The sequence below is a fragment of the Tsuneonella sp. HG222 genome (assembly GCF_053819185.1).
Genome location: NZ_JBSOQZ010000001.1, coordinates 1,234,101 through 1,252,554, shown reverse-complemented (window position 1 = coordinate 1,252,554; position 18,454 = coordinate 1,234,101). Strand labels below are relative to the sequence as shown.

Annotated in this window: 16 protein-coding genes; 6 read left to right on the top strand and 10 right to left on the bottom strand. The window is 67.6% G+C overall.

The features are described 5' to 3' along the window. Window positions 1-8 precede the first annotated feature (8 nt). The gene (locus ACWPMZ_RS06335; RefSeq protein ID WP_455704175.1) at window positions 9-1,637 is read right to left on the bottom strand and encodes an electron transfer flavoprotein-ubiquinone oxidoreductase; all 1,629 of its coding nucleotides are present in this window, start codon (window positions 1,635-1,637) and stop codon (window positions 9-11) included. A 114-nt stretch (window positions 1,638-1,751) separates the two neighbouring features. On the opposite strand from ACWPMZ_RS06335, the gene ACWPMZ_RS06330 reads away from it, so the two are divergent. The 4 genes from ACWPMZ_RS06330 to arsH all read left to right on the top strand — a co-directional run bounded on the left by ACWPMZ_RS06330 (window position 1,752) and on the right by arsH (window position 5,587). Next, window positions 1,752-2,492 carry a hypothetical protein gene (locus tag ACWPMZ_RS06330; protein WP_455703158.1) on the top strand — a complete coding sequence of 247 codons (741 nt, stop codon included), beginning with the start codon at window positions 1,752-1,754 and terminating at the stop codon, window positions 2,490-2,492. Further along, a complete protein-coding gene (locus ACWPMZ_RS06325; protein WP_455703157.1) occupies window positions 2,489-4,249 on the top strand; it encodes a transglycosylase SLT domain-containing protein in 1,761 nt (586 codons plus the stop codon). Before ACWPMZ_RS06330 ends, ACWPMZ_RS06325 begins: the two co-directional genes overlap by 4 nt. A 2-nt stretch (window positions 4,250-4,251) precedes the next feature. Continuing rightward, a complete protein-coding gene (moaB, locus tag ACWPMZ_RS06320; protein WP_455703156.1) occupies window positions 4,252-4,779 on the top strand; it encodes a molybdenum cofactor biosynthesis protein B in 528 nt (175 codons plus the stop codon). Window positions 4,780-4,861: 82 nt separating this feature from the next. Then, on the top strand, window positions 4,862-5,587 hold the full coding sequence (gene arsH / locus ACWPMZ_RS06315) for an arsenical resistance protein ArsH (RefSeq protein ID WP_455703155.1): 726 nt from the start codon (window positions 4,862-4,864) through the stop codon (window positions 5,585-5,587). Window positions 5,588-5,596: 9 nt separating this feature from the next. Here the strand turns inward: arsH and ACWPMZ_RS06310 are convergent, their stop codons facing one another. From ACWPMZ_RS06310 to ACWPMZ_RS06300, 3 genes are all read right to left on the bottom strand, one after another. Continuing rightward, entirely contained in the window at window positions 5,597-6,304 is a 708-nt protein-coding gene (locus tag ACWPMZ_RS06310; protein WP_455703154.1) for an aquaporin, read from the bottom strand. An 89-nt stretch (window positions 6,305-6,393) separates the two neighbouring features. Next, entirely contained in the window at window positions 6,394-6,834 is a 441-nt protein-coding gene (locus tag ACWPMZ_RS06305; protein ID WP_455703153.1) for a hypothetical protein, read from the bottom strand. Between the two features lie 104 nt (window positions 6,835-6,938). Further along, on the bottom strand, window positions 6,939-7,817 hold the full coding sequence (locus ACWPMZ_RS06300) for an NmrA family NAD(P)-binding protein (RefSeq protein ID WP_455703152.1): 879 nt from the start codon (window positions 7,815-7,817) through the stop codon (window positions 6,939-6,941). 179 nt (window positions 7,818-7,996) lie between these two features. On the opposite strand from ACWPMZ_RS06300, the gene ACWPMZ_RS06295 reads away from it, so the two are divergent. Next, a complete protein-coding gene (locus ACWPMZ_RS06295) occupies window positions 7,997-9,094 on the top strand; it encodes a PA0069 family radical SAM protein (protein WP_455703151.1) in 1,098 nt (365 codons plus the stop codon). Window positions 9,095-9,127: 33 nt separating this feature from the next. Beyond that, on the top strand, window positions 9,128-10,660 hold the full coding sequence (locus ACWPMZ_RS06290; protein WP_455703150.1) for a carotenoid oxygenase family protein: 1,533 nt from the start codon (window positions 9,128-9,130) through the stop codon (window positions 10,658-10,660). A 90-nt stretch (window positions 10,661-10,750) separates the two neighbouring features. Here ACWPMZ_RS06290 and ACWPMZ_RS06285 read toward each other — a convergent pair whose 3' ends face one another. The 6 genes from ACWPMZ_RS06285 to ACWPMZ_RS06260 form a co-directional block, all read right to left on the bottom strand. Then, window positions 10,751-10,951 carry a hypothetical protein gene (locus ACWPMZ_RS06285; RefSeq protein WP_455703149.1) on the bottom strand — a complete coding sequence of 67 codons (201 nt, stop codon included), beginning with the start codon at window positions 10,949-10,951 and terminating at the stop codon, window positions 10,751-10,753. A gap of 50 nt (window positions 10,952-11,001) precedes the next feature. Then, complete coding sequence (gene dnaE, locus ACWPMZ_RS06280) at window positions 11,002-14,472, bottom strand: DNA polymerase III subunit alpha (protein WP_455703148.1); 3,471 nt, start codon at window positions 14,470-14,472, stop codon at window positions 11,002-11,004. A gap of 32 nt (window positions 14,473-14,504) precedes the next feature. Beyond that, complete coding sequence (locus tag ACWPMZ_RS06275; protein WP_455703147.1) at window positions 14,505-15,227, bottom strand: ABC transporter ATP-binding protein; 723 nt, start codon at window positions 15,225-15,227, stop codon at window positions 14,505-14,507. Beyond that, a complete protein-coding gene (locus ACWPMZ_RS06270; RefSeq protein WP_455703146.1) occupies window positions 15,220-16,461 on the bottom strand; it encodes a lipoprotein-releasing ABC transporter permease subunit in 1,242 nt (413 codons plus the stop codon). Before ACWPMZ_RS06270 ends, ACWPMZ_RS06275 begins: the two co-directional genes overlap by 8 nt. A gap of 70 nt (window positions 16,462-16,531) precedes the next feature. Next, window positions 16,532-17,887 carry an aldehyde dehydrogenase family protein gene (locus ACWPMZ_RS06265; protein ID WP_455703145.1) on the bottom strand — a complete coding sequence of 452 codons (1,356 nt, stop codon included), beginning with the start codon at window positions 17,885-17,887 and terminating at the stop codon, window positions 16,532-16,534. Window positions 17,888-17,991: 104 nt separating this feature from the next. Next, on the bottom strand, window positions 17,992-18,408 hold the full coding sequence (locus tag ACWPMZ_RS06260; RefSeq protein WP_455703144.1) for a DUF6152 family protein: 417 nt from the start codon (window positions 18,406-18,408) through the stop codon (window positions 17,992-17,994). Window positions 18,409-18,454: the final 46 nt, after the last annotated feature.

Here is an 18,454-nt window from a genome sequence, read left to right as displayed (position 1 = left end):
TCTCACCCTTACATATTCGGATAGTTCGGACCGCCGCCGCCCTCGGGGGTGACCCAGGTGATGTTCTGGTTGGGGTCCTTGATGTCGCAGGTCTTGCAGTGGACGCAGTTCTGGCTGTTGATCTGGTACCGCGCCTGCCCGTTCGCCTCGTCGACCAGCCATTCGTAGACCCCAGCCGGGCAATAGCGCGCCGAGGGGCCGGCGTACACGCCCAGCTCACTGTCCTTCTGCAGCTCCATGTTCTTGACGATCAGGTGGTTGGGCTGATCTTCTGCGTGGTTGGTGAAACTGAAGGCGACGTTGGTCAGACGGTCGAAGCTGATCGTGCCGTCGGGCTTGGGATAGTCGATCGGGCGGTAGAGATCGGCGCGGCCGGTCTGCTCGTGGTCGGGCTCGTGTTTCATCGCCGGGATGATCGGCAGCTTCAGGTAGCGCAGCCACATGTCGAGCCCAGCCACCGCGGTCCCCAAGTCGCCGCCGAACTTCGCGACCGCGGGCTGGGCGTTCTGCACCAGCTTGAGCTCGTCTGCGATCCAGCTCGAACGAACGGCGCTATCGTATTCGGAAATCTCGTCTTTCTCGCGCCCGGCAGCCAGAGCCCCGGCGACAGCCTCGGCCGCGAGCATGCCGCTCTTCATCGCGGTGTGGCTGCCCTTGATGCGCGGCACGTTGACGAAGCCGGCCGCGCAGCCGATCAGCGCGCCGCCGGGAAAGGCGAGCCTGGGCACCGACTGCCAGCCGCCCTCGTTGATCGCCCGCGCGCCATAGGCCACGCGCTTGCCGCCTTCGATGATCGCGCGGATCGCCGGGTGGTGCTTCCAGCGCTGGAATTCCTGGTACGGGCGGACGTAGGGGTTGCGATAATCGAGCGCGGTCACGAACCCGAGAGCGACCTGCCCGTTTGCCTGGTGGTAGAGGAAACCACCGCCCCAGGCGTCGTTCTCCGCCAGCGGCCAGCCTTGCGTGTGGATCACCCTGCCCGGCTCATGCTTGTCGGCAGGAATGTCCCATATCTCCTTGATGCCTAAGCCATAAACCTGCGGCTGGCAATTCGCCTCCAGGTCGAAGCGGGCTTTCATTCGCTTGGTCAGATGGCCGCGCGCGCCCTCGGCGAACAGTGTGTACTTGGCGAGGATCTCCATGCCCGGCTGGTAGTCGCCCTTGTGCGATCCATCCGCCGCCACGCCCATGTCCTGCGTGATCACGCCGCCGACCCTGCCATCGGCGTCGACGATGACCTCGGCAGCGGGGAAGCCGGGGAAAACCATCACCCCCAGCCCCTCGGCCTGCTCGGCCAGCCAGCGGGTCAGGTTGCCCAGCGAGCCGGTGTAGCACCCCTTGTTCGACATGAACGGGGGCATCAGCAGATGCGGCAGCGCCGTCTTGCCGGTGGCGGAGAGGATCCAGTGCCAGTTGTCGGTCACCGGTACCTGCGCAAGCGGGCAGGTCTCGCGCCAGTCGGGCAGCAATTCGTCGAGCGCCCTGGGATCGACCACCGCGCCCGACAGGATGTGCGCGCCGATCTCGCTGCCCTTCTCGAGCACGACGACCTCCAGCTCGGCGTTCAGCTGCTTGAGGCGGATCGCCGCGGCCAGCCCCGCCGGGCCGCCGCCCACGATCACAACATCGCAGGGCATGGATTCACGCTGGATCTGTTCGGCGCTCACGAGCTTACCTTCACTTGTGTCAATAACGGCCGGCTCTTGCTACCGCGGCCTTGTCAGGTCAAGACCTGTAGCAGGCCCCGCCCCATGGACAAGAACCCCGAAATCCCCCTCGCAGACGCCCTTGCCGCCGCGCAGGACTGGTGGCGGCTGGCCGGGGTGGACAGCGACTTCGCCGACGAGCCGGTCAACTGGCTGGCAAAGCCCGAGACGCAGCGTGCCGACGCACCGGCGGCGCCTGTCGACGCGCCCGCCCCGCCTCCGGTTCCCCCGATCGGCGGCCCGCGCGAGGGCTGGCCGCAGACGCTCGCCGACTTCGCGCCCTGGTGGGCTGCATTGCCCGAACTGCCCGGCGCCGGACCGGCCATCGCCCCGTGCGGCGAGGCCGAACCCGAGCTGCTGGTGCTGGTCCCGATGCCCGAGGCGGAGGACCGCGACGGCCTGCTCTCGGGCCGCCAGGGCACGATGATCGCCAACATGCTGCGGGCGATGGGGATCGCGGACGGCAAGGCGCTGGTGGCCGCCGCCCTGCCGCGCCATGCGAGCCATCCGGACTGGGAGTTTCTCGCCGCGCGTGGGCTGGGCGGCGTGCTGTCGCACCTCCTCACGCTCGCCGCGCCGCAACGCGTGCTGGTGCTCGGCAGGGAAATGCTGCCGCTTTTCGGGCACGGTCCGGCGCAAGGGGGTGCCGCGCCGCAGGAAATCGCGCTTGAAAACCTGCCGGTGCCCGTGCTGGCCACGCTGAACCCGGAAACGCTGCTCGCACAGCCCCGCTTCCGCAAGGCCCTGTGGCACGGGTGGCTCGACTGGACGAAGGGGAACACGTGAGGAATTTCGTTGCAACCGCGCTGGCCGCGCTCGCCGCCACGGCGGCCCTGCCCGCCTCGGCCAACACGACCCGCGAGTACTTCGTCGCCCATGCGACCCAGAGCGGCGCGCCGCGCCAGCTCGACGCCGAAACGAACGCCTATTACCGCCAGGTCTTCGCCGCGATCGACCGGGCCGACTGGGCCGGCGCCGAGGCACTGCTCGCCCAGCGCGCCGACGGGCCGCTCCACACTGTCGCCCGGGCCGAGCTCTATGTCGCGCCGAACAGCCCGCGGGTCGAATTGCCGCAGATCCAGGCATGGATGCCGCGCGGCCGCGCGCTGCCGCAGGCGGCGCAGCTCGCCCGGCTGGCGGCCACGCGCGGCGCGACCGAGCGCTTCGACCTGCCGCGCGAACAGCAGCTCTATCCGCTCAGTTCGATCCCCAAGCGCGTCCACCCCGCCGACACCGCCGACGGCACGATGCCGGCCGAGATCCGCCAGCAGATCCTCGACCGGATCAGCAACGACGATCCCGACGGGGCGCGGCTGCTGCTCGACGGGATCGACGCCTCGCTCAGCGCCGAGGCGCGGGCCGAATGGCGCCGCCGCGTCGCCTGGTCCTATTACATCGAGAACATGGACCCGCAGGCGCTGGCCATGGCGCAGAACGCCACCGCCGGCAGCGGGCCGTGGGTCGCGGAGGGCGACTGGGCGGCCGGCCTCGCTGCCTGGCGGCTGGGCGACTACGCGATGGCGCTGAGTCATTTCGAGCGGTCGGCCCGCGGCGCGTACAATCAGGAACTGCGCGCCGCCGCCTATTACTGGGCCAGCCGCGCCGCGCTGCGCACGCGGCACCCGGAAAAGAGCGCCGAACTGCTGCGCGGCGCCTCGGTCAACGACGAGACGCTCTACGGGATGCTGGCGATCGAGCAGCTCGGCAAGGCCATGCCCCTGCGCGTCGAGGCGGCCACATTCACTGCCGAGGACTGGCGCCGGCTGCAGGGCAGCGAGAACGTGCGAACCGCCATCGCGCTGGCCGAGATCGGGCGCGACGTGCTGGCCAGCGAGATCCTGATCCACGAGGCCAAGGTCGGCCAGGCGCAGGAGTACGGCCCGCTCACCCGCCTCGCCCGCGCGCTCAGCCTGCCGCAGACGCAGCTGTTCCTCGCCTACAACGCGCCGAGCGGCGCCTCGCCCGACCCGGCCTCGCGCTATCCCGTGCTCAAGGCGGCGCCGAGCAACGGCTGGCAGGTCGATCCGGCGCTGGCCTTCGCGCACACGCTTCAGGAATCGAACTTCCGCTCCACCGCGGTCAGCCCGGCGCAGGCCAAGGGGCTGATGCAGATCACCCCGATCACCGTGCGCGAGCACGCCCCACGCCTGGGAATGAGCGCCAGCGCCGTCGACATCTTCGACCCGGCCACCAACCTCGCCTTCGGCCAGCGCAACCTGCAGATGCTGCGCGATGCGCCGGCCACGCGGGGGCGGCTGCCGCAGATCATGGCCGCCTACAACGCGGGGCTCACCCCGATCACCCGCTGGACCAGCGAAGTGCGCGACCAGGGCGATCCACTGCTCTACATGGAATCGATCCCCTATTGGGAGACGCGCAGCTACGTCGCCATCGTGATGCGCAACTACTGGATGTACGAGCGGCAGGCGCAGGCGGTGTCCGAAAGCCGCGTCGCGCTGGCGCAGAACGACTGGCCGGGCTTCCCCTCGGGCGACGGCAGCCGGGTGGCGGGCCGGGTCTATCTCTCGGCCGGGTCGAAATAGGCATGGCGATCGACGAGAGCCGCACCTTCAAGCCCATTTCCATCGCCCTGCTGACCGTCTCCGACACTCGCGGGCCGGACGACGATACCAGCGGCGAAATCCTCGCCCAGCGCATCCGCGACGCGGGTCACACGCTGGCCGCCCGGGCAATCGAAAAGGACGACGCCGATGCCATCGTGCGCCTGCTGGAAAGCTGGATCGACGACCCGGCGATCGACGCGATCGTCTCCACCGGCGGCACCGGGCTGACCGGCCGCGACGTGACGCCCGAGGCGCTGAACCGCGTGGCCGACAAGGTGATCGAGGGCTTCGGCGAACTGTTCCGCTGGGTCAGCTACCAGACCATCGGCACCAGCACCGTCCAGAGCCGCGCGCTGGCCGTGCTCGCCCGCGGCACCTACATCTTCGCCCTCCCCGGATCGAACGGCGCGGTGAAGGACGGCTGGGACCGGATCTTGGCCGAGCAACTCGACAGCCGTAACCGCCCTTGCAACTTCGTCGAACTGATGCCGCGGCTGCGGGAGGTTTAGCTGGTTGCGAGGCGGCGGACGGTTGTCGATCGGGCTAGGGACATTGCCTTGCCCCGCCGCCGAACTCTAAAGGCCGGGTAATATGACGGACAGCCCTTCGATCGATCTGCCGAATGTCGTGACGGCGGAGTTGCGACCGATCGAGACTGCCACTCTCGCCGGGCCGGACGATCCCGGCCATCCTCCGCGCATCCTGATCCTGTACGGCTCTTTGCGCGCACGTTCCTTTTCCCGGCTCCTGGCGAGGGAAGCGGCTCGCTTGCTCGAATGGTTCGGCTGCGAGGTTCGCATGTTCGATCCCAGCGGCCTCCCCCTGCCCGACGATGCCGATGCGGCCCATGCGAAAGTCCAGGAACTGCGCGCCTTGGCCAACTGGTCGGAAGGCATGGTCTGGGTCAGTCCCGAGCGGCACGGGGCGATGACCGGCATCATGAAAGCCCAGATCGACTGGATCCCGCTGGCAGAAGGCGCGACCCGGCCTACGCAGGGCAAGACGCTGGCGATCATGCAGGTCTCGGGCGGCTCGCAGAGTTTCAACGCGCTCAATCAGATGCGTGTGCTGGGCCGATGGATGCGGATGATCACGATCCCCAACCAGTCGTCCGTACCCAAGGCCTTCCTCGAATTCGACGAACACGATCGGATGAAGCCGTCGGCCTTGTACGAGCGCGTGGTGGACGTCTGCGAAGAGCTGGTGAAGTTCACCTGGCTTACGCGCGGCCGATCGACCTACCTGACCGACCGCTACTCCGAACGGGTGGAATCAGCCGAGGCCCTGTCCCAGCGGGTCAATCAGCGCGCGATCTAGTACGCGCCCTCAGGGCTCGAGCGATCCCGACAGGGACGGCTGCTCCTGCGGGCGGGCCGTCCAGCCGAACAGGCGCTCGGCAATCAGCCAGGCCGCCAGACCGCCGACCATCTGAGCGGCGACGAACGCCGCAACATCGGCAGGGGCGATCCCCGCGAAGGTATCGCTGAGCGAGCGGGCGAGCGTAACTGCGGGGTTGGCAAACGACGTCGATGCCGTGAACCAGTATGCAGCGACGATGACTAGCGCGACCGAGATCGGCACGGCGTGAGGCCGGCTTCGCAATGTGCCCAGGATGGTCAGGACCAGCGCGAAAGTCGCAACCGCCTCGGACAGCCATTGGGAAGTTCCGGTCCTGGCGTGTGTCGACAACTGGAACAGCGGCTGGTCGAACATAGCATGAGCCAGCAGCGCCCCCAGGGCGCCTCCGACAAGCTGAGCCGCCACGAAAGCCGCGGTCGTCGCGGCCGGCAGCTCCCGCCTGAGCGCGAATACCAGACTGACAACCGGATTGAGATGCGCTCCCGAGACTGGGCCGAGCATCGTGATCAGGACGTAGAGGATCGCGCCTGTAGCGATCGTGTTGGCGAGCAACGCCAGGGCCACGTTCCCGCTGGAAAGGGTTTCGGCCATGATGCCCGATCCGATTACGGTAGCGACCAACAGGCCGGTCCCCAGACCTTCAGAAGCAACGCGCTGGCCGAGGGAATACTGCATCGAGACCGTTCCTTAACCGAGCTTTGCTTTCAGGGCCACGTTCGCTGGGATCGACACAGGGCGCGCGATCCGGTTGCCGCCGACCGGAGTCAGGACTTTCGGGGATCGAGTTCGATGGCGAGCGCTCCCACGCCGCAGGCAGCAATGAAAACAGGCAAGCCAATGAAGAAGGGAAGCAGGCCCACCGACAAGGTGGAGGCAGTCCACTTTCCCTCCAGCAGAGCGACTTGCGCTCCTTGGTAGCCCTGGAAGTAGAAGAAGAAGAGCGCGATCATGGCCATGGAAAAGATGCCGATCACACCGCGCCTGCGCGCTTTCTTCTCGACGAGATGACACAGAAAGGGAATGCCAATGAAAGGCGCGAGCAAGAGCAAAGTCGCGACGACTTGCACGCCCGCCCAATACAGATGTTCGCCAAGCGCGACACCCAAAGACTCACCAGCGATGGTCATTCTGGCGAAGACGTCCGCGCCCGTTGTCGCGGCAACGAATACGGCGAATCCGATGGGCAGGTAGATTCTGAACCCCATCGGTTCATTCTGAACGACTGGACCGCTTTCCACCATCAATCACACATCCGACCTAATCGGGCGTTCATCCAAGGCGGAGCAGCGCGGGCTTCGCCTGGCACTCCTCAACCGCGCGCCGCTTTCACTCCCTGCAGGAACTCGTCCAGCGTCTGCGGGCTGCGGCCGGTGACCTTGCGGTAGTCGTCGGACACCAGGTCGAACTCGCCGGCCTCGATCGCGCGCATGGTGCCCACGGTGCTGGCGGCAAGCGAGGGGGGCATGCCCCATTTCTCGGTCATGTAGGCGGGCCAGTCCTCGGCCGCGACGGGCTCGTAGCGGACTGGCTGGTCGAAGGTACGCGCCAGCGCCTCGGCGATTTCGTCGCCGGTATAGGCACGCTCCATCGTCTCGTTGAGGATACGGTTCTCCCGCCCGCCGCCGGCCAGCACGGTCGCGGCCGAGAAGCCGAGATCCTCGCGCGCAATGTAGGCGCAGGGCTTGGCGCCGAGCGAGCGGCGCAGCACCCCGGAGGCGAGCGTCTCATCGAGGTCGCCGACCATGATCTCGGCATAGAGCGCGTGGCGCAGGATGGTGTGGCTGAGGCCCGAGGCGGCAATCGCCTGCTCGGTCGGCCAGTGGACCATCTGCGTGTGTTCGGGCAGCGCATCGGGCCCTGCCCCCAGGAAGCTGGTGTAGAGCACGTGCTCCACCCCGGCGGTCTTGACCGCCTCCAGCCCGGCGAGGTTCTGCCGCAGCCGGTCCGCATTGTCGGCATAGGTCGAGATCAGCAGCGCGCGCGTCGCCCCCTCGAACGCGGGGCCGAGCGTCTCAGGCGCGTCGAAATCCGCGTGCCGCACCGTCACGCCGCGGGCGGCCAGATCGCGCGCATTGTCCGACGCCGGATCGCGCGTGGTGACGAGGATATTGCCCGGGTCGGTCACCCGCAGCAGGTTCGCGATCACCGATCGCGCCAGGTTGCCGTTTCCTCCACTCACCAGCAGCATCGCGTATTCTCCCATACATTCCGGCCGATTGGCTGCCGGCGATTTTGCGCCGTCCTACACGCCGCTGCCTGCATAACGGAGTCGATTCGCGCCGAGCTTGTCGGGGAGATCCGGATCGTGGTGGACCTCGCCCTGCAAAGGGCTTCCCGACTCGGTTTGTTCTTTGTATGTTCCGATTTATGGACCCTCGCCTCGAACCCGCCGTTCATGGCCGCGGTGCGCAATCGGGCGCGGTGCCGCAGCGTTTCGGGCTGGCCGAGCGAGAGGTCGACGGCGACTGGAAGGATTTCGTCGCCACGCTCGACGGTGAGCCGCCCAAGCTGCGCACCACGGTGACGGAGGAACACCCCAGGACGATCATCGCCTTCAACCAGTCGCCCGACATCGGGTTCGACCGGTCGATCAACGCCTATCGCGGGTGCGAGCACGGCTGCGTCTACTGCTTCGCGCGCCCGACCCACGCCTATCACGACTTGTCGCCCGGGCTCGACTTCGAGACCAAGCTGTTCGCCAAGCCCGACGCGGCCAGGCTGCTGCGCGAAACGCTGGCGCGGCCCAAGTACAGGCCCAGGTGGATCGCGATGGGGACCAACACCGATCCCTACCAGCCGATCGAGCAGCGCTATCGCATCACCCGGCAGATCCTCGAGGTTTGCCTCGAAGCGCGCCACCCGGTGACGATCACCACCAAGTCGGATCGGGTGCTGGCCGACCTCGACCTGCTGGCGGAGATGGCCCGGCTCCGGCTGGTGGCGGTCTCCGTTTCGGTCACCTCGCTCGATCCCGCGCTCTCGGGCAAGCTGGAACCGCGCGCAGCTTCGCCCGCCAAACGGCTGGCGGCGCTCGGAAAACTGGTCGAGGCCGGGGTGCCGACGCATTGCTCGGTCTCGCCCGTCATCCCGGCGATCACCGACCAGTTCATGGAAGCCATCGTCGCGCGCGCCGGGGCGCTGGGGGTGGACAGCGCGGGCTGGATTCCGCTGCGCCTGCCGCACGAGGTTGCGCCGCTGTTCCGCGAGTGGCTGGCGGTGCATTTCCCCGACCGGGGCGACAAGGTGATGAACATCGTGCGCTCGATCCGCGCCAAGGACGGCAAGGGCCGCGACAACGATCCGGGCTTCTTCAGCCGGATGAAGCCCAGCGGGGTCTGGGCCGACCTGTTCCGCGCCCGCTTCCGCCTGGCGTGCCGCCGCGCCGGGATCGGCAAGGCTAGGTTCGAGCTCGACCACACCCAGTTCCGCCCGCCCGAGACCGGAGGGCAGTTGCGCTTGCTCTGACGCGCGCTAGGCTGGCGCGCGAGGGGAGTGGCCATGGGACTGAGCTTCGCCGGCGATCCGTTCGCCACCGGCTTCTGGGCGCCGACCCGGTTCGAGGCCGACCTGCACGACTGCGAGGTCGAGGGCGAGATTCCGGCCGGAATCGACGGCACGTTCTACCGCGCGGCGGTGGACCGGCGCTATCCCCCGCGCCACCCGGACGACATTCCCTACAACGCCGACGGCATGGTCGACATGTTCCGCATCCGCGCGGGGCACTGCGATTTCCGCACCCGCTACGTGCGCACCCCGCGCTACATCGCCGAGCGCAAGGAACGCCGCGCGCTCTACGGCGCCTATCGCAACCGCGCGACCAACGACCCCATCGCGCGCGACCTGTCGGAGAATACCGCCAATACCACGCCCATCGTCCACGCCGGCAAGCTGTTCATGCTGAAGGAATCGAGCCCGCCGATGCTGCTCGATCCGCATACGCTCGAGACGATCGAAGAGCACGACTTCGGCGGGCGGCTCGAAGCGACGAGCTTCACCGCGCATCCCAAGATCGACCCGCTGACCGGCGAGATGCTGGCCTTCAGCTACGAGGCGAAGGGCGACCTGTCGGACGATCTGGCGATCCATTTCTTCGCGCCCGACGGCACGCTGTCACGCACCGTGTGGGTCAAGGCGCCGGTCGTCTCGATGATGCACGACTGGGCGATCACCGAGCGGCACGTGGTGCTGCCGACTACCGGCATGGTCACCAGCCGCGAGTGGCTCGAGCGGGGCGGCAACCACTGGGCCTACGACCGCAGCGTCCCGGCCTACGTCGGCGTCCTGCCGCGCGACGGTGAGGCGAAGGACATCCGCTGGTTCAAGGGGCCGCCCGATCGCGCGATGATGGTCCACACCACCAACGCGCGGACGGTGGGCGACAAGGTCATCCTCGACGGGCCCTGCGCGCGCGGCAACTTCAACCCGCAGTTCCCCAGTCTCGACAGCGGCAGCTTCGACCACGACGCTCGCCGGCAGACGATCCGGCGCTGGACCTTCGACCTCTCCTCGCCGTCCGACGAATGGCAGGAGGAAATCCTTTTCCCCGGGATCGAGCCGACTAGCTTCACCCGGATGGACGATCGCTATCTCACCCAGGACTTCCGCTGGAGTTTCAACCTCCTGCATGACCAGGATTTCCCCTTCCAGCACAGCGCCTGCCGCCTGCCGATGCAGGGCAACTGGAACGCCTGGTACCGGTTCGACCATCACACCGGCGGAGTGGACAAGTTCACCGCCGGGCCGACGCACGAACTGTTCGAACCGCATTTCATACCCCGCCGCGCCGACGCGGCCGAGGGCGACGGGTGGCTGATGGGGGTAGCGAACGACTATGCGACGATGACCAGCGAACTCGTCATTGCCGACTGCGACGACCTGGCCGCGCCGCCGGTCGCCCGCGTCCGCCTGCCGTTCCGGCTGCACATGCAGGTCCACGGCTGGTGGGTGCCCTCGGCCGCGCTGCCGTTCGCGTTCGGGCGGGACTACGACTATCGCGGGCGCGACTACGGCCCCGCCCCACGGATCGCTTGACCGGGTTCGTCTCCCGCCTGCGGCGGCGGCAATACCTGGATCAACCGGCGGCGCTACCTCGCCGACTTCGCCCCGCGCCTGTTCCGCTGATCAGGCCATCAGGGCGAACAGCCCAAAGCTAAGCGCTGTTCCCGCGACGAACAGCGTCCACGACCAGAAGAAGCCGAACTCCTCGATCGTGAAATGGCGGATGTGGAGAAACCCGCCCGTCCCGCCGGCCGAGCCGATGAACAGGCAGACCACGAGGGTCAGCCCGGCGCCCAGCACGATCGACTTGAGGAAGCTCCACATGGCACGGCGGTATGCGCCGCCATGACTAACGCCGTCTTTCCAAACAGCGTTTACGCCACCAGGCGCAGGCTGGCGCTCCCGGTGCGCGGCCGCAGGGCGACGTTGGCGAGGCCGTCGATATGGGCCAGCCGCTCGACCAGTTCGCCGTCGAGATTGAAGTCGCGGCCCAGGCGCACCATCGGCTCCGCCCCGCCGGCGGCGTGCAGCCGGGCGAGCACTTCGCCCTTGCCCGCTTCGCCCTGGGTCAGCTCCAGCCGCAGCTGCTGTAGCGCCTCGGGCGTCGAGATGTCGAGCGTCAGCATCATCCGCGCCTCGCCCTTCACGTCGGCCAGCGGGCGCGCCCCGCGCACCGTCACGCGCGGTGGCTCATCCGGGCTCGGCGCATCGAGCTCGACGTTGAGCAGCACGCAGGTGCCATCCGCCGCCCAGCGCTGGAAGCTTTCGACCAGGCTTTCCTCGAAGCAGGCGGCGCTGAACTGGCCGCTGTTGTCCGAAAAGTCGGCCCGCACGAAATCCGCGCCGCGCCGGGTGCGGCCCTTGTTCACGCTCTCGATCATCGCCGCCATGACCGCCGGCATGCGCCCGCCGCCCGGCACGCCGCTCTCCATCAGCGAGGCATAGGAGCGGGCGCCGTTCGCGCTGGCCACCGTGCGCCAGGCCTCGACCGGATGGGCGGCGAAGTAGAACCCGAAGTTCTCGCGCTCGGCCGCCATCTGCTCGGCCCGGGTCCAGGGTTCGGTCGGCGCGAGCCGAAGCGAGGGCTCGGCATGATCCTCCCCGCCGAACAGCCCGTGCTGCCCGCTCTCGCGCTCGCGGGTCGCGGCGTCCGCCACGCCCAGCAGCAGGTCGGCGTTGGCCATTATGAGCGCGCGGTTCGGCTCCATGGCATCGAACGATCCGGTGCCCGCCAGCCCTTCGAGCTGGCCGCGGTTCATCGCCCCCTTGGGCATCCGGCGGAACAGGTCCTCCAGGCTTTCGAACGGGCCGGCCCGGCGGCGCTCCTCGACAATCTGTTCCATCGCCTTCTCGCCCACGCCCTTGATGCCGGCGAGGCCGTAGCGCACGGCATGGCCGGTCTCGGTCTCCTCGACCGAGAATTCCGCTTCGCTGCGGTTGATGTCCGGGCCCAGCAGGGTCAGCCCGTTGCGTCGCAGGTCGTCGACGAAGACCGCCAGCTTTTCCGACTGGTGCATGTCGAAGCACATCGAGGCGGCGTAGAATTCCTCGGGATAGTGGGTCTTCAGCCACGCCGTCTGGTAGCTGAGCAGCGCATAGGCCGCGGCGTGCGACTTGTTGAAGCCGTAGCCGGCGAACTTGTCGATCAGGTCGAACAGCTCGTTGGCCTTCTTCGCCTCGATGCCCGAAAGCGCCTTGCATCCGTCGACGAAGCGCTGGCGCTGGGCGTCCATCTCGGCCTGGACCTTCTTGCCCATCGCCCGGCGCAGCAGGTCCGCATCGCCGAGCGAGTAGCCGGCCAGAATCTGCGCGGCCTGCATCACCTGTTCTTGGTAGACGAAGATGCCGTAGGTTTCGGCCAGAATGCCTTCCAGCTTGGGGTGCGGATACTCGATCGGCGCCTCGCCGTTCTTGCGCTTGCCGAACAGCGGGATGTTGTCCATCGGGCCCGGCCGATAGAGCGAGACGAGCGCGATGATGTCGCCGAAGCTGGTCGGCTTGACCGCCGAGAGCGTGCGCCGCATCCCTTCGGATTCCAGCTGGAACACGCCCACGGTATCGCCCCGCTTGAGCAGATCGTAGACCTGCGCGTCGTCCCACGGGAGCGCGTCGAGGTCGATCGAAACCCCCCGCGCGGCCAGCAGGTCGAGCGCCTTGCGCAGGACCGACAAGGTCTTGAGGCCGAGGAAGTCGAACTTCACCAGGCCCGTGTCCTCGACGATCTTCATGTCGAACTGGGTGACCGGCATGTCCGAGCGCGGATCGCGGTAGAGCGGGACGAGCCTGGCCAGCGGACGGTCGCCGATGACCACGCCCGCGGCATGGGTGGAGGAGTTGCGCGGGAAGCCCTCGAGCTGCATCGCCAGGTCGAGCAGGCGCTTCACCTCGTCGTCGTTGTCGTACTCGCGCTTGAACTCGGCCACGCCGTTCAGCGCGCGCGGCAGGCTCCACGGGTCGGTCGGATGGTTGGGCACCATCTTGCACAGCCGGTCGACGTGGCCGTAGCTCATCTGAAGGATGCGCCCGGTATCGCGCAGCACCGCGCGGGCCTTGAGCTTGCCGAAGGTGATGATCTGGGCGACGTGATCGTGGCCGTACTTCGCCTGGACGTAGCGGATCACCTCGCCGCGGCGGGTTTCGCAGAAGTCGATGTCGAAGTCCGGCATCGAGACGCGCTCGGGATTGAGGAAGCGCTCGAACAGCAGGCCCAGCCGGATCGGATCGAGGTCGGTGATGGTCAGCGACCAGGCGACGAGCGAACCCGCGCCCGATCCGCGCCCCGGCCCCACCGGAATGCCCTGCGCCTTGGCCCACTTGATGAAGTCGGCGACGATCAGGAAATAGCCTGGGAAGCCCATTCCGGTGATGACGTCGATCTCGAACTCGAGGCGATCGACGTAGGTCTTCAGTTCCTCGTCGCTCAGCCCGCCGTATTTCTCCAGCCTGGCCGCGAGGCCGCGCCGGGCATCCTCGGCCAGCATGCGCGCCTCGCCCTCGAGATCGCCCGCGAGGCTCGGCAGGATGGGCTTGCGCTTGGGCGGCGCGAAGGCGCAGCGCCGGGCGACGACGAGGGTGTTGGCGACCGCCTCGGGCAGGTCGGAAAACAGTTCCTCCATCATCGGCGCCGACTTGACCCAGGCTTCCGGGTTGGAGCGCGGGCGCTCGGCGCTGTCGATGTGAGTCGAGTTGGCGATGCACAGCATGGCGTCGTGCGCGGCATGCATGTGCGGTTCGGCGAAGTTGGCCGGGTTGGTCGCCACCAGCGGCAGGTCCATGGCGTAGGCGAGCTCGATCAGCCCCTCCTCCGCCGCGTCTTCGGTCGGGTTGCCGCGCCGCGCCACCTCGACGTAGAGCCGCTGCGGGAACAGCCCTGCGAGCCGCTCCGCCATGGCGCGCGCCGCCTCTGCCTTGCCGTCAGCCATCAGGCGGGTAACCGCCCCTTCGGCCGCGCCGGTCAGCGCGATGAGCCCGCCTGATCGGCCTTCCAGATCCTCCAGCACGACATGCGGCTCGAGCTCCAGCGGCCGGTCGAGGTGCGCGCGGCTGACGAGGTGACACAGGTTGTTCCACCCGTGCTCGTCCTGCACGTAGAGCGGCAGGTAATCGATCGCGCCGCCCGCTTCGCGCGCCACGCCCAGCAGCGCGCCGACGATCGGCTGGATGCCGTCCTCGGCGCAGGCCTTGGCGAAGGGCACGCAGCCGTACAGGCCGTTGCGGTCGCAGATCGCCACCGCCGGAAAGCCGCGCTGCTTGGCCATCCGCGCGATCCCCTTGGGATCGATCGCCCCTTCGAGCATAGAGTAGCTCGACAGCACGCGCAGCGGAACGAAGGGAGCGTAGGCCATGGCGCCCATGCTAGGCGCGCGGGCGGGATTCGTTAAGGCCGGACCTGTGGATTATCGCCGGCGCGCGGCAGTTCCAGCACGCCTTCGTGCAGCCTGACGACGCGGTCCATCCTCAGCGCCAGCCGCTCGTTGTGGGTTGCGACCAGCGCCGCACTGCCTGTGCCCCGGACGAGCTGGAGGAACTCATCGAGCACCCTGTCGGCGGTCGCCTCGTCGAGGTTGCCGGTGGGCTCGTCGGCCAGCACCAGCTGCGGCTTGTTGGCGAGCGCCCGGCCCACGGCCACGCGCTGCTGCTCGCCGCCCGAAAGCTGGCTCGGCCGGTGGTCGAGCCGCTGGCCCAGGCCCAGCGACGTCAGCAATTCGCGCGCCCGCGCCTCGGCCGTCGCCCGGTCAACCCCGGCGACCATCTGCGGCAGCACTACGTTCTCCGCCGCGTTGAAGTCGGGCAGCAAGTGATGGAACTGGTAGACGAAGCCCAGGTGATTGCGCCGCAGGGCCGTGCGGTCGTCGCCCGAGAGGCTCGCCGCTTCGGTTCCGGCGATCCTGATCGAGCCGCCAAAGCCGCCTTCGAGCAGCCCGACCGCCTGGAGCATGGTCGACTTGCCCGAGCCGGAGGGGCCCAGCAGCGCCACGATCTCGCCCGGCGCGATGGCCAGGTTGACCCCGCGCAGGACGTCGATCCGCACCCCGCCCTGCTCGAAGCTGCGGGTCAGGTTCGTCAGTTCGACGACGGGAGCCGGGGCGGCGTCACTCATAGCGCAGCACCTGCACTGGATCGGTCCCAGCCGCCCGACGGGCGGGATAAAGCGTCGCGAGGAAGCTGAGAACCAGCGCGAGGACCACGATGGCGCCCACTTCGGCCGGGTCGGTCTTGGCCGGCAGGGTCGAAAGGAAGCGGATCGACGGATCCCACAGGCTGACGCCGGTCATCATCTCGATCCCGCGCAGGATCGAACCGCGGAAGATCAGCACCAGCGCGCCCAGGATCAGGCCGGCGACCGTGCCGATCGCGCCGATGGTGAAGCCCACCGTGACGAAGATCTTGAGCAGCGACTTGCGCGTCGCCCCCATGGTTCGCAGGATCGCGATGTCGCGCGTCTTGGCACGCACCAGCATGATCAGCGACGACAGGATGTTGAACACCGCAACCAGCACGATGATCGACAGCACGAAGAACATCGCTGTGCGCTCGATCTCCAGCGCTTCGAACAGGCTGGCGTTGATGTTCTTCCAGTCGTTGACCACCGCACGGCCCTGAACGCGCTGCGCCAGCGGGGCGAGGGTCTCGCGCACCGTGTCGGGATCCTCGGTCTTGATCTCGATCATCTGGATCTGGTCGTCCCACAGCAGCAGCGTCTGCGCGTTGGGGATCGGCATGACCACGAAGGCCTTGTCATAGTCGTAGACGCCGATCTCGAAGATCGCGCTGATGGTGTAGGATACCATCCGCATCTGCGTGCCGAACGGGGTCGCGCGGCCCTGTGGGTTCACGATGGTTATCGAATCGCCCAATTGCGCGCCGAGGTTCATGGCGAGCCGGCTGCCGATGGCGATGTTGTTCTCGCCCGGGCGGATGCTGTCGATGCTGCCCTGAACGACGTTGGGCCCGATGCGTTCGATGTCCTCGGGTGTGTTGCCGCGGATCAGCACGGCCTCGGCCCGGCCGCCGAAAGTCGCCAGTAGCGGCACCTCGATCAGCGGGCTGGCGCGCACCACGCCCGGCGTTTCGCGCGCTTCCTTCAGCACGTCCTGCCAGCCGTCGATCCGGTTGTCGTAACCCTGGATGATCGCATGACCGTTGAGGCCGACGATCTTGTCGATCAGTTCGGCGCGGAAGCCGTTCATCACGCTCATCACGATGACCAGCGCGGCGACGCCCAGCATCACCGCCACGAGCGAGATGCCCGCGACCAGCGCGATGAACGCCTCGCCGCGGCCAGGCAGCATGTAGCGCTTGGCGATGGTCCATTCGAAAGGGGAGAGGATCAAGCGGCGGGCCTTTGCGGCGACTGGGTTGCAGCGCCTCTAGGGCGCGCAACCCGTCGCGGCAATGAAAAGCTCAGGCGGCGGCGGCCTTGTGGATATAGACCGCCCGTTCGTGGCTGAACGCCTTGAAGCCGAAGTATCCGTGATAGCTGCCCATCCCGGACCCGTTGACCCCGCCGAACGGCAGGCGGTTCTCCAGGTAGTGCGAGAAGACGCCGTTCACCGTCACGCCGCCGGACGAGGTGCGCTTGAGCACCTTGTCGACGTTCGCCTCGTTCGGGCTGAACACGTAGAGCGCCAGCGGCTTGTCGCGCGCCTCGATATAATCGATCGCCTGGTCGATACTGTCGTAGGTCATGACCGGGAGCACGGGGGCAAAGATTTCGTCCTGCAGGATGGTCATCTGCGGGGTCACGCCGGTCAGCATCGTCGGGTGGATGGTGAGGTCCTCGGCTTCCAGCGTCCCGCCGACCGCGACCGTGGCGCCCTTGTCGACCGCGTCGTCGAACATGGCCTTCACCCGGTTGAAATTGCCCTGGTTGACGATCTGGGCGATGCCCTTCTTGTTGATCGTGCCTTCGGTATAGAGGTTCTTCTCGACGTTGGCGCGGAAGGCCTCGACCAAGCGGTCCTGCTCGCCTTCGCGCACGAATACGTAGTCGGGACAGATGCAGGCCTGCCCGCCGTTGAACTGCTTGGCGCCTGCGAGCGCCGCGCCGATCGCCTCAACGTCGGCGCCCTCGTCGATGATCACCGGCGACTTGCCGCCCAGTTCGAGCGTGACGGTGGCCAGGTGCTTGGCGGCCGCGGCCATGACAATCTTGCCCACCCGGGTGCTGCCGGTGAAGAAGATGTGGTTGAACGGCAGTTCGAGCAGCGCCTCGGCGACCGAAACGTCGCCTTCGAACACCGCGACCTCGTTCTCCTCGAACACCTCGCCGACGATCTCCTTGGCGATCCGGGCGGTGTTGGGGCAAAGGTCGGTCAGCTTGACGATGCAGCAGTTGCCCGCTGCCACTGCGGCCGCGACCGGGCCCATGACCAGCCCGAGCGGGAAGTTCCACGGCCCCAAGATCAGGCACACGCCGCGCGCCTCGGGCACGATCATCGCCGCGTCGTTGGGGTTGTTGGTCGGGGTCACGTCGGTCGGCTTCATCCACTCTTCGACGCTGTCGATGTTGAGCTGGATGTTGCCCAGAATGTTCAGCACCTCGGTCACGCGAATCTCGCCCTCGGGCTTGCGCGTGTCCTTCTGCACCGCGGCGACGATGTCGTCGGCATGGCTCTCGATCGCCGCCTTGAGCTTCGACAGCTTGGCCTTGCGGGTTGCTGCGTCGCTCGCCTTCACATCCCACTGATGGGCCTGCTGCGCGGCGAACACGCGCGCGATGTCGGCGGAAAGGTCGGCTGCGGTCGGCTGGTCGGTCATGGCGATGCGCTTTCGGTCAGAGTCAACGTAGCCCTGTTATGGCCCTTCACCGCGCGAAGACAAGGAATGGTGGCTTTGCCGGCGGCAAGCTGCGGCAGGAATCCTCAGGGCCGCGGGGCGGCATCCTGCGCAGGGACCGGGCGACCTTGCGGGCCGTAGACCTTGCCGTCGGCCGTGGTCACGCTGACCAGCAGGGCGCCGGGAGAACCGTCGCGCATCGGGTTCACGATCATGTTGACCTTCTGCCCGGGCACCAGCGAGGTCTTCTTCCAGCCGCCGCGCGAAAGCGTGTTGGGGCTGCCCAATTCTATGCTCCACTCGCGCGCCTGCTTGCCTTCGGCTGCGCCCGCCTCGATCTGGATCCAGCAATGCGGATTGGTCCACTGGAACTCGCGCACGGTGCCCGACAGCAAAACCTTGCGCGAAGCGTCGAACATTGCGGTGCTGTGGTGCGCGCTGGCCGCGGCGGACAGCGCCATCGTCGCCATGACTGCGCCCCGAACGAGCTTTCCCATCGTCATGCCCAACCCTCTCATCCGTTCCCGCGAGTGTCATATTGCAATTCGC

Excerpts from the sequence above, each read along its gene's own strand:
- ACWPMZ_RS06335 (WP_455704175.1), bottom strand. The coding sequence starts at position 1,637 with ATGCCCTGCGATGTTGTGATCGTGGGCGGCGGCCCGGCGGGGCTGGCC.
- ACWPMZ_RS06330 (WP_455703158.1), top strand. The coding sequence starts at position 1,752 with ATGGACAAGAACCCCGAAATCCCCCTCGCAGACGCCCTTGCCGCCGCG.
- moaB (WP_455703156.1), top strand. The coding sequence starts at position 4,252 with ATGGCGATCGACGAGAGCCGCACCTTCAAGCCCATTTCCATCGCCCTG.
- arsH (WP_455703155.1), top strand. The coding sequence starts at position 4,862 with ATGACGGACAGCCCTTCGATCGATCTGCCGAATGTCGTGACGGCGGAG.
- ACWPMZ_RS06310 (WP_455703154.1), bottom strand. The coding sequence starts at position 6,304 with ATGCAGTATTCCCTCGGCCAGCGCGTTGCTTCTGAAGGTCTGGGGACC.
- ACWPMZ_RS06305 (WP_455703153.1), bottom strand. The coding sequence starts at position 6,834 with ATGGGGTTCAGAATCTACCTGCCCATCGGATTCGCCGTATTCGTTGCC.
- ACWPMZ_RS06300 (WP_455703152.1), bottom strand. The coding sequence starts at position 7,817 with ATGCTGCTGGTGAGTGGAGGAAACGGCAACCTGGCGCGATCGGTGATC.
- ACWPMZ_RS06295 (WP_455703151.1), top strand. The coding sequence starts at position 7,997 with ATGGACCCTCGCCTCGAACCCGCCGTTCATGGCCGCGGTGCGCAATCG.
- ACWPMZ_RS06290 (WP_455703150.1), top strand. The coding sequence starts at position 9,128 with ATGGGACTGAGCTTCGCCGGCGATCCGTTCGCCACCGGCTTCTGGGCG.
- ACWPMZ_RS06285 (WP_455703149.1), bottom strand. The coding sequence starts at position 10,951 with ATGTGGAGCTTCCTCAAGTCGATCGTGCTGGGCGCCGGGCTGACCCTC.
- dnaE (WP_455703148.1), bottom strand. The coding sequence starts at position 14,472 with ATGGCCTACGCTCCCTTCGTTCCGCTGCGCGTGCTGTCGAGCTACTCT.
- ACWPMZ_RS06275 (WP_455703147.1), bottom strand. The coding sequence starts at position 15,227 with ATGAGTGACGCCGCCCCGGCTCCCGTCGTCGAACTGACGAACCTGACC.
- ACWPMZ_RS06265 (WP_455703145.1), bottom strand. The coding sequence starts at position 17,887 with ATGACCGACCAGCCGACCGCAGCCGACCTTTCCGCCGACATCGCGCGC.
- ACWPMZ_RS06260 (WP_455703144.1), bottom strand. The coding sequence starts at position 18,408 with ATGACGATGGGAAAGCTCGTTCGGGGCGCAGTCATGGCGACGATGGCG.